Raw genomic sequence first — 15087 nt, 5'->3', positions numbered from 1 at the left:
GCGCTCGGGGCACCGCAGGTTCCCGGTGGCGCCCCTACGAGGCCGGCTGCACCACCACGGCGCTCACCTCGATCGGCCCGCTGCGCTCGAAGTGCAGGGTGAAGGGCACCCGGTCGCCCAACTGCCACCGGGAGCGGGCCCGCAGCGTCACGTCCACGCCGTGCGGCGACATCAGCAGCTCGCCTTCGGCGGGGACGGTGACGTACTCCACGGTCTCCTTGGTGGCCGCTCCCCTGCCGACCGTGCGATGGCGGCTGAGGGCGGCGGGGCCGCTCGACGCCGCGGACGTCACCCGTACGAGCCGGTCGTCGGCGCCGCCGGAATTGAGCACCACGAAGAACGCGGCGGTGTTCCCGGTGTCGCCGTACGGCAGGAAGACCCGCGCGTCCGTGACGTTGAGGCGGGCCGGAGTTCCCGCGTTGCCGGCGCCGGCCCAGGCGGTGAGGCCGCCGAGCGCGACACCGCACGCGAGGACGGGGGCGAGCGCGGCGAGCAGCGTGTCGCTGAGCCGCCGCCGAGTGGGGCGCCAGGGGCGTTGTCCGGTCATCGGGCACGCCCCCGGGCCGGGGGCGACGGCTGCCAGGCGCGCAGTCCCAGGCTGTTGCCCACCACGAGCACCGAACTGAGCGACATGGCCGCCGCCGCGAGCATCGGGGTGAGCAGGCCCACCATGGCGAGCGGCACGGTGACCACGTTGTACCCGAAGGCCCACGCCAGGTTGACGCGGATCGTGACCAGCGTGCGCCGGGCGAGCCGGACCGCGTCCGCCAGAGCCTCGATGTCACCGCGCACCAGCGTCACGTCGGCGGCGCCGATGGCCACGTCGGTGCCGGTCCCCATGGCGATCCCGAGGTCGGCACCGGCCAGCGCCGCCGCGTCGTTGACCCCGTCCCCGACGACCGCGACCCGGCGGCCCCGCTTCCGCAGTTCCGCCACGAGGCCGGCCTTGTCCTCGGGAGTGCAGCGGGCGTGCACCTCCGCCACGCCCAGGGCCGCCGCTACGGCCCGCGCCGGCGCCTCCCGGTCGCCGGTGGCGAGCACCGGCCGCACACCGAGCCGCCGCAGCCGGTCCACGGCACGGTAGCTCCCGGGTCTGACGACGTCCCCCACCTCGATCAGAGCCTCGGCCACCCCGTCCACCCGTACCAGCACCGGCGTGTGCGCGGCTTCCTCGGCCGCCGCCAGCGCGTCGGCCAGCGCGGGGGGCAACGCGCCGTCGGGCGCGCGCACTTCGACGAGCCGGTGCTCCACCCGGCCGCGTACGCCCTGCCCCGGCACGGCGGTGAAGCCGGCGACCTCGGGCAGCGGCTGCTGCGGCAGTACGCGCCGCGCGTGCGCGGTGATCGCCCGGCCGAGGGGGTGCTCCGACCCCTGCTCCACGGCTCCGGCCAGCCGCAGCACGGCCTCCTGCTCCGCACCACCTGGCTTCCCCGCACGGCCCGGCACCGTCGTGATCCGGGCGACGCTCATCAGCCCGGTGGTGAGGGTGCCGGTCTTGTCCAGCACGACGGTGTCGAGGTGGTGAAGTCCTTCCAGCGCCTGCGGTCCGCTGACCAGCACGCCCAGTTGGGCGCCGCGACCGGTCGCGGCCAGCAGCGCCGTCGGTGTCGCCAGCCCCAGCGCACAGGGGCACGCCACCACCAGCACCGCGACGCTGGCGGTGACGGCGGCCTGCGCGTCGGCACCGGCGCCCAGCCAGAACCCGAGGGTGGTGAGGGCCAGGGCCAGCACGACCGGGACGAACACCCCGGCCACCGCGTCGGCCAGCCGCTGGGCCGACGCCTTCCCGGCCTGCGCCTCGGTCACGAGCCGGGTGATCCGGGCCAGCTGCGTGTCGGCGCCCACGGTCGTGGCGCGTACCAGCAGCAGCCCGCCCGCGTTGACGGCTCCGCCGACCACCGGTGCGCCGGGCCGCACCTCGACCGGCTCGCTCTCCCCGGAGATCACCGACAGATCCAGCGCTGAGACGCCCTCCACCACCTGCCCGTCCGTGGCGACCCGCTCCCCGGGCCGCACGACGAACACCTGCCCGACACGCAGTTCTCCGAGGGGAACCAGCCGCTCGGTCCCCTCCTCGCGTACGGCCACCTCCTTGGCGGCGAGCCCGGCCAGCGACCGCAGCGCCGCTCCGGTCCCGCGCCGCGCCCGCCCTTCCAGGAGCCGGCCGGCCAGCACGAACAGCGGGACCGCGACGGCCGCTTCCAGGTAGACGTGCGCCATGCCGTCCGAGGCCGAGGGCAGCAGGCTGAACTCCATCCGCATCCCCGGGTCGCCGGCACCCCCGAGGAAGAGCGCGTACGCCGACCAGGCGAAGGACGCCGCCACGCCCAGCGACACCAGGGTGTCCATCGTCGCCGCCGAGTGCCGCAGCCCGCGCAGGGCCCGCGCGTGGAACGGCCACGCGCCCCACACGGCGACCGGCGCGGCCAGCACGAAGCACAGCCACTGCCAGTTGCGGAACTGCCACGCGGGCACCATCGACAAGGCGAGCACCGGTACCGCCAGCAGCGCCGTGATCAGCAGCCGGTCCCGTTCGGCCCGGTCGGCCTCGGCCTCGGACTCTGCCTCCGCCTCCGCCTCGCCGCCGCCCGCCCGCTCCCGCCCGTCCGCCCCGGGCGGTTCGGGAAGAGCGGCCGTGTAGCCGGCCCGTTCGACGGTCGCGACGAGTTCGCCGGGGCTGATCTGCGGCGGGTGCGTCACCCGCGCGCGCCCGGTGGCGAGATTGACGGTCGCGGTGACCTCGTCCAGCCGGGACAGCCTCTTCTCCACACGCGTCACGCAGGCGGCGCAGGTCATCCCGCCGACGGTCAGATCTGTCGTCACCAGGGAGGTCGCGGGCGCCTGTCCCCCGCCCATCAGTGGCCGTCCCCGTGCGTGCCGTCCGTGTCGCCGCCTCCGCCGGGGGCCCGGTCGGTGTCGTGCATGCCGGGTGCCACCGGGTCGACGGCGGCGCCGACGGCGTACGACGCCGCGAAGATCAGCACCAGCAACAGGAGGAAGCCGCAGAGCGCGGGCGGGGGCAGCAGATTCCGCATGTCTGAGCAGTCGGCCCCGGCCCGTATCGAGTTCCAGGCCTCACGGGTGACCCACGTCACACATCGCGCGTCAGGCGCGGCGCGTCACGGCTTGCGTGCGACGGCACCCCAGCCGGCCCGGTCCGTGGTGCGCCCGGTGGTCGCGTCCGGCCGCCAGTTGGGCCAGGACACCATGCCGGGCTCGACGAGGTCGAGGCCGTCGAAGAAGGCGATCGTCTGCTCCGGCTCGCGGAAGATGTAGGGGATCGCGCCGGAGTTGTTGTACTCCTCCTGCACGGCCCGGTGTTCCTCGTCGGAGGCGGTGGAGTGGCTCAGCGCCAGGAAGCTGCCCGAGGGGAGCCGGTCCATCAGGCGGTGGACGAGCGACAGCGCGTCGTCCCAGTCCACGATGTGCCCCAGCACGTCGTTGATCACCACGGCGACGGGCTGGTCCATGTCGAGGGTACGGGCGGCACCCTCCAGCACGACGTCCGTGTCGCGCATGTCCGCCTGCACGTAGTCCGTGGCCCCCTCCGGCGTACTGGTGAGCAGCACGTGGACGTGCAGCAGCACCAGCGGGTCGTGGTCGACGTACACCACGCGGCAGTCGGGGGCGATGCGCTGGGCGACCTCGTGGGTGTTGTCGACCGTGGGCAGCCCGGCACCCAGGTCGAGGAACTGCCGGACCCCCGCGTCCCGCGCCAGGTAACTGACCGTGCGCCGCAGGAAGTCGCGCGACTCGCGGGCGAAAGTCTCGATCAGCGGGTACTTGCCGCGGTACGCGTCGCCCGCCGCCTGGTCCGCGGGGAAGTGGTCCTTGCCGCCCAGCCAGTAGTTCCACACGCGAGCGGAGTGCGCCACCTTGGTGTTGATACCGGGGGGCAGTTGAGGTGTGTCCGTCATGGTCGTTCCTCTCACGGGCGTGCGAGACGGGTACGGCGGCGCGGTCGCATCCTAACGCTTGGCATCCGCGGCATCACGCAACGGTCGTTTTCCCGGCGGGAGTTGCCCCACGCGGGGATTTCGGGACCGCTGCGCGACGGACCGGACACGCCTGGTGCACCGGCACCCTGAGAGGGAGTCAGCCGTGGCGGGCACCGGTGGATTCACCCGGCCTCCAGATATGTACACCCCTCCCCCATAGTGCTTTAATTTGCGCGTGTGACGGAGACTTCTACCGTAACTCCCTGCTATTGGGTGCTATCAACCTGAATGGTTTTCACATAGCAAACAGAAGGATACGCTCAGTGAGCAGAAGGACCGCCGACGTGCTCGGCACGCCCTCCCCAGGAGCGGCGACGAGCACGTGAGCAGCCCGGCGAGTGCGAACCGTCCGGAAATCCTGGCAATTCAGCACGTCCTCATGAGAAAAGATGATCTGAATGAATCGTCGAGTCGCAGGTGCCGTGGGTGCACTCTCGCTGGGATTCGTCGCAGTACTGGGTTTCGGTTCCGCAGCCCAGGCCGGGGAAAGCCGTTCAGCCGCCGACGTGACGACGAAGCACGACGGTTGCCTCGCGGGCGATTTCTGCCTCTACCAGCACGATGACTACAACGGCACGAAGTTTGCGACCGGCCTGGACCAGAGGAACCTGGCCTACGCCGGATTCGACAACACCGCCAGCTCGATGATCAACAGGACCCCGGACCAGGTGGAGCTGTTCCAGCTCAGTGGCTACACCGGCAGCCGCTACGTCGCACGGGGAAGCAGCTACGACAGCGACTTCACCGACAACGGCTTCGACAACAAGGCCAGTTCGCTGCGTTTCCGGTAACACCACCACACCCCCCGCCTCCCTGGTGGCAGCGGCGGCTGCCATGGCGATCCGTCCGGATGGGGCGGGCGATCGTCGGCGTCGGGGAGGGGCGGGGTACAGGGACGGGCGCCGTCGACGGCGCCCGTCCCGCCCGGTGCGGCACCGAGGGGGTGCCGCACCGCGCGCCCGTCCGGCGGGCGTTCTTCTTGAGGGAGGGTCACCGTGTCTGTTCGTTCGAGGGCTGCCGCCACGCTGGTTCTGGCCTGCGTGGTCACCGGCTGCTCGGGCTCGGCCGACGGCACTTCCGCCTCCGGCTCCTCGCCTCAGGCGCGGCCGTCGAAGGCGGTTGGGCCCACCGGCCCGGTGCCTCTCCCGGGCGAGGAGGCGAAACGGATCAGCGTGCCGCTGGACCGCTACGACCCCTCGCCCCGTGACATGGAGGTCATCAGCGCCGCCGAGGACATACTGACCCGGCGGTGCATGAAAGACGCGGGCCTGGACTGGAAGCTGGCGCCCCGGTCCGCCGCGCCGGACGCGGAGCCGCGCAACCGGCGCCGCTACGGAGTCGTCGAGCCGGAGATCGCCCAGGTGTACGGCTACCACCTGCCCGCCGACCGTCCCTCGGTCGCCAAGCGCTCGGCGGCCATGAAGGCGCGGGAGAAAGGGCTGGACGCGGCCGAGAAGAAGGCGGCCTTCGGCTCCGGGAAGGAACTGGGCGGCTGCGTGGGGAAGGCCAAGGACGCGCTGCTGGCGGACGTGCCGCCGGACGCGGACTTCGCACTCCTGAACGGGACCATCGGCAACACCTACGAGCAGTCCATGAAGGACCCGGCCGTGGTGCGGGTCTTCCGGGCCTGGAGCGCCTGCATGAAGTAAGGACGGCTACCGCTACCCCGATCCGATGCAGGCCATCCAGGACGAGCGGTGGCTGAAGGACGAGCGCGTCACCGCTTCCGAGACACGGCAGGCCGTCGCGGACGTGCGCTGCAAGAAGAAGACAGATCTGGTCGCGGTCTGGAACACGGTCGAGAACCGCGTCCAGCGGAAGGCGGTCAAGGCCGAGCACGACGCCTTCGAGACGCTGGACCAGGCACAGCGGGCCTGGATGGACGCTGCCCACCGGGTGCTCGGCACACAAGACGCGGACTGAACACCCGAACCGAAGACGTACCGCGCCGGGTCGAGCACCGCCCCGCCCGGCGCGGGCGAGTCACCGCACACGCTCAACAGAGACACGACGAAGGATGGGTTCACATGAAGCGCAAGATAGCCGGGGCGCTGGGCGCCCTGTCACTGGGCGGCGTCGCCCTGCTGGGTGCCGGTTCGGGCGCGCAGGCCGCGGACTCGGCGAAGGGCGGTGCTACGGCCGCCGGAGGGTTCCAGACCACGGCCACCTGCACGTCCATGCACCTGTGCCTCTACCAGCACGACAACTTCGGCGGCAGCAAGATAGAGATCGACTGGAATATCGACGTGCCGAAGCTCTCGGCGCGCGGCTTCGACAACAAGGCCAGCTCGATGGCGAACCTGACCAGCCTCCGGCCGGTGCTGTACCAGCTCGACGGCTACGCGGGTATCCGCTACACGGCCAGGGAGAGCAGCACGGACAAGGACTTCACGAACAACAACTTCGACAACCGGGCCAGCTCGATGCACTGGTGACACTCGATGCACCGGTGACAACGTGCGGTCCGCACACCGCGCGAGGGCCCCTGCCGTCATGTGCGTCCTGATGTGCGTCCTGACGCCAGGGGCCCTCGCGCGCTCCGCCTCCGTTCAGTGCTGGTGCTCGCCGCCCTCCGCGGGCCGCTCGGCCTCGCTCCCGGTCTTGCCCTCCGACGGCGCACCGGCGCCGCCCGCGGTGACCGTGAAGGCCGCCGTGCGCACCTTGCCCTCGTGCTTGAAGTCGAGGAAGAGCCGGTAGCTGCCCTCGCTCGGCGCGGTGGCGCTGAAGGACACCTCGGGACCGGGCCGCACGGAGTCGTCACCGATCTCGCCGTCGGGGTGCACGTGCAGGTAGGCGAGGTCCGCGTTCCGGAGGGCGACCAGGTGGCCGTACGCCCCGAGGTAGGGCTCCAGGTCGGTGACGGGACGGCCGTCCTTGCTCACCTTCAGCGAGAGCTTCCCGGACTCGCCCGCGCGCAGTCCGCCGTCGAGGGTGACCGTGTAGCCCTCCGTCCGGGCCGTCCGGTCCGGCTTGGGGAGCGCCTTGGGCCGGTAGTCGCCGACGACCGCGAGGTCGGCGCCCAGGGTGAGGTTCTCGGCGCCCTTCACCTTCGGGGTGAAGTCGGCGAAGAGGCGGTAGTCGCCGGCCCGCGGCAGCTTGGTGCGGATGCTCCAGGTGCCGTCGTCCGCCCGCGTGGGGTGCAGGTGCCGGTAGGTGTTCAGATCGCGGGAGGCGAGGATGAGGTGCAGCTCCTTGCCGTGCTCCTCCTTGTATGCGGTGACGCTGCGGCCCTGCTGGTCGAGGACGCGGAAGCGCAGCGGGCCGCGCTCGTCCGCCTTCGCCGTACGGGTCTCCAGGTCGAGCCGGTAGCCGCCCTCGGCGACCTGGAGGCCGCCGGGGAGGTCGGCGGGCGCCTTCGGGTCCGGCCCGGCCGCGGGGCTCTGGTGGCCCGCCTGGCGATCCCGGCCCTCGCCGCCGTCGCCGCCGTCCTCGTGGCCGCCGTGCCGGGCGGGCTCCGCGCTGACCGGGTCCACGCCGTTGCCCACGCCGTACGCCGCGCCGAAGGCGGCGGCGAGCGCGGCGGTGAACGCTGCGATTTTCAGGCCGTTGTTCATGGCAGTCCTCCCTTGGCGGCAGCCCGCCCGGCGGGCGGCCCAACACCGTGAACTATACCCCCATGGGGTATCCACCACGCAAGTCGGCGCCACTGCCCGGGCCCGCCCGACCCGACCCGACCCGGCCCGGGACAACGGAAAGCGCCCCGTGACGGCCGGTGGCCGTGCCGGGGCGCTTCCCGTGGACGGAGCGGAGCGGGCCTGGTCGCCTCGGACCGTACCCGCCCGTGCGTTACTCCTTCTTCGTCTTGACCGTGACCGTCGTGCCTTCGGCGGCACCCGCCGCGTCGGCCTCGTTGCGCGCGTCCGCGACCGAGACGTCGTTGCCCGGGCCGATGCGGATCTCGAAGTCGCCGTCGTACTTCTCGTGACCGGCGATGACCGCCATCTCGACGGCCTCCTCGCCCCGCTCACCGCGCAGGATGAGCGAGTCGCGGCGCAGGTCGCGCATGAGCGCCACACACAGCCCGATCATGACCAGCATGAACGGCACCGCCACCAGGATGGTGAGGTTCTTGAGGCCGGTGAGCGCGTCGGCCCCGCCGTCCCCGATGAGCAGCATGATCGCGGCGACCGCACCGGTGAGGACACCCCAGAAGATGACCACCGTGCGGCTCGGCTCCATGGTGCCCTTCTGCGAGAGCGTGCCCATGACGATCGAGGCCGCGTCCGCGCCGGAGACGAAGAAGATGCCGACCAGGATCATGACGATCAGGCAGGTCACGCTGGCGATCGGGTACTCGCGCAGCATCGCGAAGAGCTGGCCCTCGGCCGTCGACTCGTCGGTCAGCTTCGCACCCTCGGACTCCAGCCGCATCGCGGTGCCGCCGAAGATGGCGAACCAGACCAGGCTGACCACGCTGGGCACCAGGATGACGCCGCCGACGAACTGGCGGATCGTACGGCCCCGGCTGATGCGGGCGATGAACATGCCGACGAAGGGCGTCCAGGAGATCCACCACGCCCAGTAGAAGACCGTCCAGCCCGACAGCCACTCGGCGATGTCCTTACCGCTGCTGGCCTCCGTACGCGAGGCCATCTGCGGCAGGTCGCCGAAGAAGGAGCCGACCGAGGTCGGCAGGAGGTCGAGGATCACCACGGTCGGGCCGACCAGGAAGACGAAGACCACCAGCAGTGCCGCCAGCACCATGTTGATGTTCGAGAGCCACTGGATTCCCTTGGCCACACCGGACACCGCGGAGGCGATGAAGGCGCAGGTCAGGATGGCGATGATCGTCACCAGTATGCCGGTGCCCACATCGCTCATCCAGTCCAGCTCTTCGACGCCGCTGCCGATCTGCAGGGCGCCCAGACCGAGCGACGCGGCGGTGCCGAAGAGGGTCGCGAGGATGGCCAGGATGTCGATGGCACGGCCGCTGCCGCCGTTGGCGTGCTTCTCGCCGATGAGCGGTGTGAACACGGCGCTGATCGTCTGGCGACGGCCCCGGCGGAAGGTGCTGTACGCGATGGCCAGACCGACCACCGCGTAGATCGCCCACGGGTGCAGCGTCCAGTGGAAGAGCGTGGTGGACATCGCCCCTTCCATCTTGGCCCCGGAGTCCGCGGGGTCCGTGCCGGGCGGCGGAGAGGTGTAGTGCGTGAGCGGCTCGTTCACGCCGTAGAACATCAGACCGATGCCCATGCCCGCACTGAACATCATCGCGACCCAGGAGACGGTCTTGAACTCCGGCTTCTCACCCTCCTTACCGAGGGTGATCTTTCCGTAGCGGCTGAACGCCAGCCACAATGCGAAGATCACGAAGCCCGACGCGGCGAGCACGAAGGCCCAGCCGCCGTTCTCCATGACACTGCTCAGCATTGTCGAGGAGGCGTCCTCGAGGGAGTCCGTCGCCAGTGCACCCCACAGGATGAACGCCAGCGTCAGCCCTGCGGCGACCCCGAAAACCACTTTGTCCGTCTGAGGCACCCGTGGCGTGTGTGGGCTGACTGGATCATCGGCCAACAATGAGTCACCTCTGTTTTCCCTTTCCTCCCGTTTATCCGGCACTATCCCGACCTTTCCTTCAATTCTTATATGGAGATGGACCCTCTGAGCCGCTACCCGACTTCACCGAACACATGCGCTGTTTTCGTCACCCCGCAGGCGGGTGAGGCCGGACGGTACTTCGGAGAATCACACCTTCCTTTTTCGGGTCCTTAAGGCGCTATTGTCCTGATTATCACAGGAGGGCAGCGCCCAGCGACGATAGTGCCGTCCACGCGAGACCCCAAACCGGACGCGGCCCCGGCACGCCCCCAAGCACTACGCTGCCCTCGTGCTCGTCACCCGCTCCATCGCCCTCTTCGTCCTCGCCGCGCTGCTGGAGATCGGCGGCGCCTGGCTTGTCTGGCAGGGCGTCCGCGAGCACCGGGGCTGGGCCTGGGCCGGTGCCGGAGCCCTCGCCCTGAGCGCGTACGGCTTCGTGGCCACCCTTCAGCCGGACGCCCACTTCGGCCGCATCCTGGCGGCGTACGGCGGCGTGTTCGTGGCCGGTTCGCTGGCCTGGGCCATGGTCGCCGACGGCTTCCGGCCGGACCGCTGGGACGTGGCGGGGGCGCTGCTCTGCCTGGCGGGCGTCGCGCTGATCATGTACGCGCCGCGCGGCGGCTGAGCGGCCCCGCGTACGCTGCCCGCATGACCCCTCGCACCGCAGTCATCACCGGCGCCAGCAGTGGTATCGGCGCCGCCACCGCACGCCGGCTGGCCGCCTCCGGCTTCCGCGTCGTGCTCACCGCCCGCCGGGCGGACCGTATCGACGCGCTCGCCGCCGAACTGGCCGGGGCCGGGCACGAGGCCGTGCCGCACGTCCTGGACGTCACCGACCGGGCCGCCGTGGACGCCTTCGCCGCCGGGCTCGACCGCTGCGACCTCCTGGTCAACAACGCGGGCGGCGCCCTGGGCACCGACCCGGTCAGCACCGCGGACCCCGCCGACTGGCAGCGCATGTACGAGGTCAACGTGCTCGGCGTGCTCCACATGACCCAGGCCCTGCTGCCCGCCCTGGAGGCCTCCCCCTCCGGCGAGGGCACCGTCGTCGTGCTCACCTCGACCGCCGGGCACGGCACGTACGAGGGCGGCGGCGGCTACGCCGCGGCCAAGCACGGCGCCCACGTGCTGACCGAGACGCTGCGCCTGGAGCTGTCCGGCAAGCCGGTGCGGATCGTGGAGATCGCCCCCGGCATGGTGAAGACCGACGAGTTCGCGCTCAACCGCTTCCGCGGCGACAGCGCGAAGGCGGCCAAGGTCTACGAGGGGGTGGCCGAGCCGCTGACCGCCGACGACGTCGCCGACACCATCGACTGGGCGGTGACCCGGCCGCCCCACGTGAACGTGGACCTGCTCGTCCTGCGCCCGCGCGCGCAGGCGTCCAACACCAAGGTGCACCGCGAGGGTTGAGCGCGCCCCGAGGGTGACGCCCAGGCCCCGTGGCCGGCGGGGCGGTCGACGCGCGCCCGAGGGCGCTCCGTTTCCCTCTCACGCTCACCATTTCGGGTGACCGCACCCGCTCTCACAGTCGAACTCCGACGAGGGGTTCGACGATGCCGTCATGACCTTCATGAACCTGGAAGAGCCGAGCTACGCCTACATGTTCGGTTTCCTCCAGATGGACGGGCACCTGTCGGCCGGACCCGGGCACAAAGGGCGTCTGGCCGTCGAGATCACCCACGCCGACATCGCCGTCCTGCGCGAGTTCCAGTGCCTGACTCCGCACTACAGCAGCATCAGCGAGCGCACACGGTCCACGAACTTCTCCGTTTCCCACCGGTCGGCCGTCTGGTCCGTCACGGGTCGGGGCTTCCCCTTCCTCGGCCTCACTTCCGCGAGCACCGCCATGGCGGCGTACTTCTGCTTCTACGGAAGGCAGATCACCGGCTTCGAGAGAACCCCGCAACGGCGGCAGCCGAGCTGCGGCGGTCCGTCCACGGCTGCCAACTGCGCCTCCGGCGGCTCCGCACAGGCCGGTCCCGCCCTGCCACTGAGAACCCCTGAGGGGAGGGGCGGTCGGTCAGCTTGCCAGGAGCGCCCGCCCACTCCGTCAGGCTTCAGGGGACATCCCACTCAACTCCCCCTGCCTGAAAAGAACATTTCGCACCGCCGACGCGTCGAACACCAGCAAAAGGAAAAGCTGGACTTTGCGCAACATATCCGTCCCTGGACCGGACGGCTGTGCGGTACGTGCGATAGACATTGTGTTCCGTTGTCCCCCAGTGACAGCAACACGTTTTCGAACCCCAGGAGGCATCGGTGCGGCGGAGGGCAAGGACGTGCGTCACCAGCGCCGTGCTGGCGGTGACACTGGCCGGGGGCCTGAGCGCCTGCACCGGCTCCTCGGACTCCGGCGGCGACGGCGACACCAAGTCCGGCGGCACCAGCGCCTCACCCGCGCCCGCCCCGCCCGGCAAGTACCGCACGCTGCCGGAGCCGTGCGGCGCGGTGAGCCAGGACACCATCAAGGCGATGCTGCCCGGCGCGGCCGGCGCCGAGGGCGACTCCGGCGAGACCTCGGGCGAGGGCTCCACCGAGGGCCCGTACGCGGGCGAGGCGTCGGAGACCTACGACACGGACCGGCGCGCGGGCTGCGCCTGGGAGGGCGCGACGAGCCTCGGCCGCCGCCATCTCGCGGTGGACTTCGAACGCGTGGTCTCCTACGACCCGCAGATCAGCGACGACGAGCGGACCGAGCTGCTCTACATCGAGCGGGCGGACGACGCCGGGATCGACCTCGACGCACCGGCGCCGGAAGAGTCGGAGAGCACGGAGGACCCGGCGGAGACGGAGGACGGGGAGGACGGGCAGAGCCCGGGCCCCGAGGGTGAGAAAAACGACACGGCACCCGACTCCGGCTCCGGCTCCGGAGGCGGCGGGACGGACGAGCCGGGCGATTCCGCGTCCCCCTCCCCCTCGGCCGAGCCCGCACTCCCCTCCCGTAACCTCGACGGCATCGGTGAGGCCGCCTTCCTCGACGACAAGCTGGTCACCGCAGAGAGCGGCCGAGCCACCCACCGGGACATCACCCTCGTCTTCCGGACGGAGAACGTACTCGTGAGCATCGAGTACACCCACTCGGTCACCGACGAGCGGCGTACACCGGAGAGCAACGAACTCCAGGAGCAGGCGCAGAACCTCGCCCGGCAACTGGTCGGGAAGATCCACGACAACTGAGCCCCCGGGCGCCGGGGCAGGGAACGGATTCGTCCGCACGGCCCCTCGGGGCCGCGTACCGTGCCTCCCGGAGTCACCTACCCCGAGCAGTGCGGGGTGCACGCGCCCCCACCGGGCACCGAGCACTGCGCCTGGGCGCCGAGAGCCCAGAACACCGGAAGCGAAGGAACCATGCACCGATTCGACCCGCGTCTGACCCGGATGATCGCCTGCGCAGCCGTAGCCGTACCCGTGCTGCTGGTGACCGGCTGTTCCTCGGGCTCCGACGACGGCGGCGAGGACGACGCGGCCAGCCCCAGCCCCAAGCCGTCGCCGACGGTGGCGCCCGCGAAGTTCAAGGAGCTTCCCGACCCGTGCAAGACCCTCTCGAAGGGCACGGTCAAGGATGTGGTGCCCAACGCCGAGCACGCAAAGGGCAAGAACCTCACCTCCACGGACACCCAGAGCTACGGCTCCTGCCTGTGGAGCGGCGGCCACGGGGAGAACAACGCGAACTACCGCTCCTTGACGGTCTCCCTCAAGCGCTACGAGTCCGCCCCCACGCTCGGGTCCGGCGACAAGCAGGCGAAGGGTTACCTCGAGAAGGAGGTGAGCGCGGTCGCCTCCGACAAGGACAACACGAAGCCCACGGACGAGCAGGTCCCCGGCCTCGGCCAGCAGGCGGTCTCGGTCGGCTACGAGGTGACCAAGAAGAAGCAGGACTTCCGGGTCAACACGACCATCGCGCGCAACCACAACGTCGTGGTCACCGTCGAGTACGAGGGCACCGGCTTCGAGGGCGCGAAGCTGCCCAGCGCGGACGACCTGCGCAAGAAGGCGGAAAAGGCGGCGAAGGAGACCCTGGCGGCCGTCAAGTGACGAACCGGGTCACCGGCTGACGGTCCGGCATACCCGCCGGGCTCCCGGCCCCCGGAAGCCCGGCGGGTGTGCCAGGCTGGGCGCCGCCCGTTGCCGAGTGGTGGGGACAAGTCCAGTGCAGGCCGTACAGCTGACCCGTACGCACCGAATACTGATCGGCGTCGTCATCGCCGGAGCCGTCGTGATCGCTGCGATCGGCTTCGCCGGGTCGTACGCCGCCGTACGCGACCTCGCCGAGGAGAAGGAGTTCGGCAGCTTCGCGCCCTTCTTCCCGATCGGCATCGACGCGGGCATCGTCGTGCTCCTCTCGCTCGACCTGCTGCTCACCTGGATTCGCATCCCCTTCCCGCTGCTGCGGCAGACCGCCTGGCTGCTGACCGCCGCCACCATCGCCTTCAACGGCGCCGCCGCCTGGCCCGACCCGCTCGGGGTCGGCATGCACGCGGTCATCCCGATCCTCTTCGTCGTCGCCGTCGAGGCCGCCCGGCACGCCATCGGGCGGATCGCCGACATCACGGCCGACAAGCACATGGAAGGCGTCCGCCTCTCCCGGTGGCTGCTCGCCTTCCCCTCCACCTTCCGGCTCTGGCGGCGGATGAAGCTGTGGGAGCTGCGCTCCTACGACCAGGTGATCCGGATGGAGCAGGACCGGCTCGTCTACGAGGCCCGGCTGCGCGCCCGCTACGGGCGCGGCTGGAAGCGCAAGGCGCCGGTCGAGGCGCTGATGCCGCTGCGGCTCGTACGGTACGGGGTGCCGCTCGCGGAGACCGGCGCGGCGGGTCTGGCCGCGGCGGGGATCAAGCCGCCTCCGGTACCGGCCGTGGGGGCGGGCCCGGCCGGAGCGGCGGCCGGACCCGTACCGCTGCCCAGCGGGCCGGAGCTGACCCCGGCGGAGGCGGCGGGGACCGGCCCGCAGGCACAGCCGCAGGCACAGCCGCAGCCGGGTTCTGTGCCGGGTGACGGAGTCGCGGGAGCGGCGGTCACCGACGCCGCACCCGTGCGCCTGGGCAAGCCGGCCGGCGGCTACCCGCCTGTCAGAGTGCCCGTAGGGCCCGGCCATGACCGCCACCTGGGCGAAGGCCCGGGCGCCGTCGAGGTGTCCCGCAACGGCCATCACCCCCCGGGCGGGGCAGCGGCTGCGGCCCCGGCGCCGCCCGCCCGGTACACGCAGCAGCAGCGGCTCTTCCTGGAGCCCGAGCCGATGCCGGAGCCGGTACCCGAGACGGTGCCCGAGCCCGAACGGACGCCCGAACCCGACCCCGAGCCCGACGAACCCCTCGGCATCCCCGACGGCGTCCCCCGCGAGGAGGTCTACTTCCGCGCCTACCGCGACTACGCCGCGACCCAGTCCCGCTTCCCCAACGCCCGCCAGCTCGCCCGCACCCTGCACGAGGACTTCGGAGTCACCAACACCGGCGGCGGGCTGCTCAGCGAGGCGTACCTGCGCACCTACCTGCACGAGCTGCGCGAGCGGTTCAACACGGAGATGGGCCTGGCGGGCTGACCCGCCGGG

At 71.3% G+C, this 15087-nt stretch carries 15 protein-coding genes; 9 read left to right on the top strand and 6 right to left on the bottom strand.

Features of this window, described 5'->3' with window-relative positions; genetic code table 11:
- Nucleotides 1-34 precede the first annotated feature (34 nt).
- The 4 genes from H299_RS0118320 to H299_RS0118305 form a co-directional block, all read right to left on the bottom strand.
- Complete coding sequence (locus tag H299_RS0118320; protein ID WP_027749577.1) at nucleotides 35-547, bottom strand: copper chaperone PCu(A)C; 513 nt, start codon at nucleotides 545-547, stop codon at nucleotides 35-37.
- A complete protein-coding gene (locus tag H299_RS0118315) occupies nucleotides 544-2856 on the bottom strand; it encodes a heavy metal translocating P-type ATPase (RefSeq protein WP_027749576.1) in 2313 nt (770 codons plus the stop codon). Before H299_RS0118315 ends, H299_RS0118320 begins: the two co-directional genes overlap by 4 nt.
- Complete coding sequence (locus H299_RS34900) at nucleotides 2856-3035, bottom strand: hypothetical protein (protein WP_051262608.1); 180 nt, start codon at nucleotides 3033-3035, stop codon at nucleotides 2856-2858. The genes H299_RS0118315 and H299_RS34900 overlap by 1 nt, the downstream gene beginning before the upstream one ends.
- A gap of 84 nt (nucleotides 3036-3119) precedes the next feature.
- Nucleotides 3120-3917, bottom strand: a complete 798-nt coding sequence (locus tag H299_RS0118305; protein ID WP_027749575.1) for an SAM-dependent methyltransferase — start codon at nucleotides 3915-3917, stop codon at nucleotides 3120-3122.
- 503 nt (nucleotides 3918-4420) lie between these two features.
- Between H299_RS0118305 and H299_RS34895 the strand changes: the two genes are divergently transcribed.
- From H299_RS34895 to H299_RS0118290, 4 genes are all read left to right on the top strand, one after another.
- The gene (locus H299_RS34895; RefSeq protein ID WP_037759585.1) at nucleotides 4421-4789 is read left to right on the top strand and encodes a peptidase inhibitor family I36 protein; all 369 of its coding nucleotides are present in this window, start codon (nucleotides 4421-4423) and stop codon (nucleotides 4787-4789) included.
- A gap of 204 nt (nucleotides 4790-4993) precedes the next feature.
- A complete protein-coding gene (locus H299_RS34890) occupies nucleotides 4994-5647 on the top strand; it encodes a hypothetical protein (protein ID WP_158692351.1) in 654 nt (217 codons plus the stop codon).
- 25 nt (nucleotides 5648-5672) lie between these two features.
- On the top strand, nucleotides 5673-5921 hold the full coding sequence (locus H299_RS37645; RefSeq protein WP_051262606.1) for a hypothetical protein: 249 nt from the start codon (nucleotides 5673-5675) through the stop codon (nucleotides 5919-5921).
- Between the two features lie 104 nt (nucleotides 5922-6025).
- Nucleotides 6026-6433: a peptidase inhibitor family I36 protein gene (locus H299_RS0118290; RefSeq protein WP_027749574.1), complete on the top strand. Its 408-nt coding sequence runs from the start codon at nucleotides 6026-6028 to the stop codon at nucleotides 6431-6433.
- Nucleotides 6434-6547: 114 nt separating this feature from the next.
- On the opposite strand, the gene H299_RS34885 is transcribed toward H299_RS0118290, so the two are convergent.
- Both H299_RS34885 and H299_RS34880 read right to left on the bottom strand, forming a co-directional pair.
- Entirely contained in the window at nucleotides 6548-7552 is a 1005-nt protein-coding gene (locus H299_RS34885; protein WP_037759583.1) for a hypothetical protein, read from the bottom strand.
- Nucleotides 7553-7784: 232 nt separating this feature from the next.
- Nucleotides 7785-9518, bottom strand: a complete 1734-nt coding sequence (locus H299_RS34880; protein ID WP_051262605.1) for a BCCT family transporter — start codon at nucleotides 9516-9518, stop codon at nucleotides 7785-7787.
- Between the two features lie 310 nt (nucleotides 9519-9828).
- On the opposite strand from H299_RS34880, the gene H299_RS0118275 reads away from it, so the two are divergent.
- The 5 genes from H299_RS0118275 (at nucleotide 9829) to H299_RS0118250 (ending at nucleotide 15078) form a co-directional block, all read left to right on the top strand.
- Complete coding sequence (locus H299_RS0118275; RefSeq protein WP_027749573.1) at nucleotides 9829-10164, top strand: YnfA family protein; 336 nt, start codon at nucleotides 9829-9831, stop codon at nucleotides 10162-10164.
- 23 nt (nucleotides 10165-10187) lie between these two features.
- Nucleotides 10188-10949 (top strand): SDR family oxidoreductase, encoded by a 762-nt coding sequence (locus tag H299_RS0118270; protein WP_027749572.1) that lies wholly within the window; start codon nucleotides 10188-10190, stop codon nucleotides 10947-10949.
- Nucleotides 10950-11798: 849 nt separating this feature from the next.
- On the top strand, nucleotides 11799-12716 hold the full coding sequence (locus H299_RS0118260) for a hypothetical protein (RefSeq protein ID WP_027749571.1): 918 nt from the start codon (nucleotides 11799-11801) through the stop codon (nucleotides 12714-12716).
- Nucleotides 12717-12887: 171 nt separating this feature from the next.
- Nucleotides 12888-13574: a DUF3558 domain-containing protein gene (locus tag H299_RS0118255; protein WP_027749570.1), complete on the top strand. Its 687-nt coding sequence runs from the start codon at nucleotides 12888-12890 to the stop codon at nucleotides 13572-13574.
- Nucleotides 13575-13689: 115 nt separating this feature from the next.
- Entirely contained in the window at nucleotides 13690-15078 is a 1389-nt protein-coding gene (locus H299_RS0118250) for a DUF2637 domain-containing protein (protein WP_027749569.1), read from the top strand.
- Nucleotides 15079-15087 lie beyond the last annotated feature (9 nt).

The sequence above is a fragment of the Streptomyces sp. CNH287 genome, assembly GCF_000424825.1.
The sequence above is the reverse complement of the archived record's forward strand: the minus strand, read 5'-3'. Positions and strand labels throughout refer to the sequence as shown.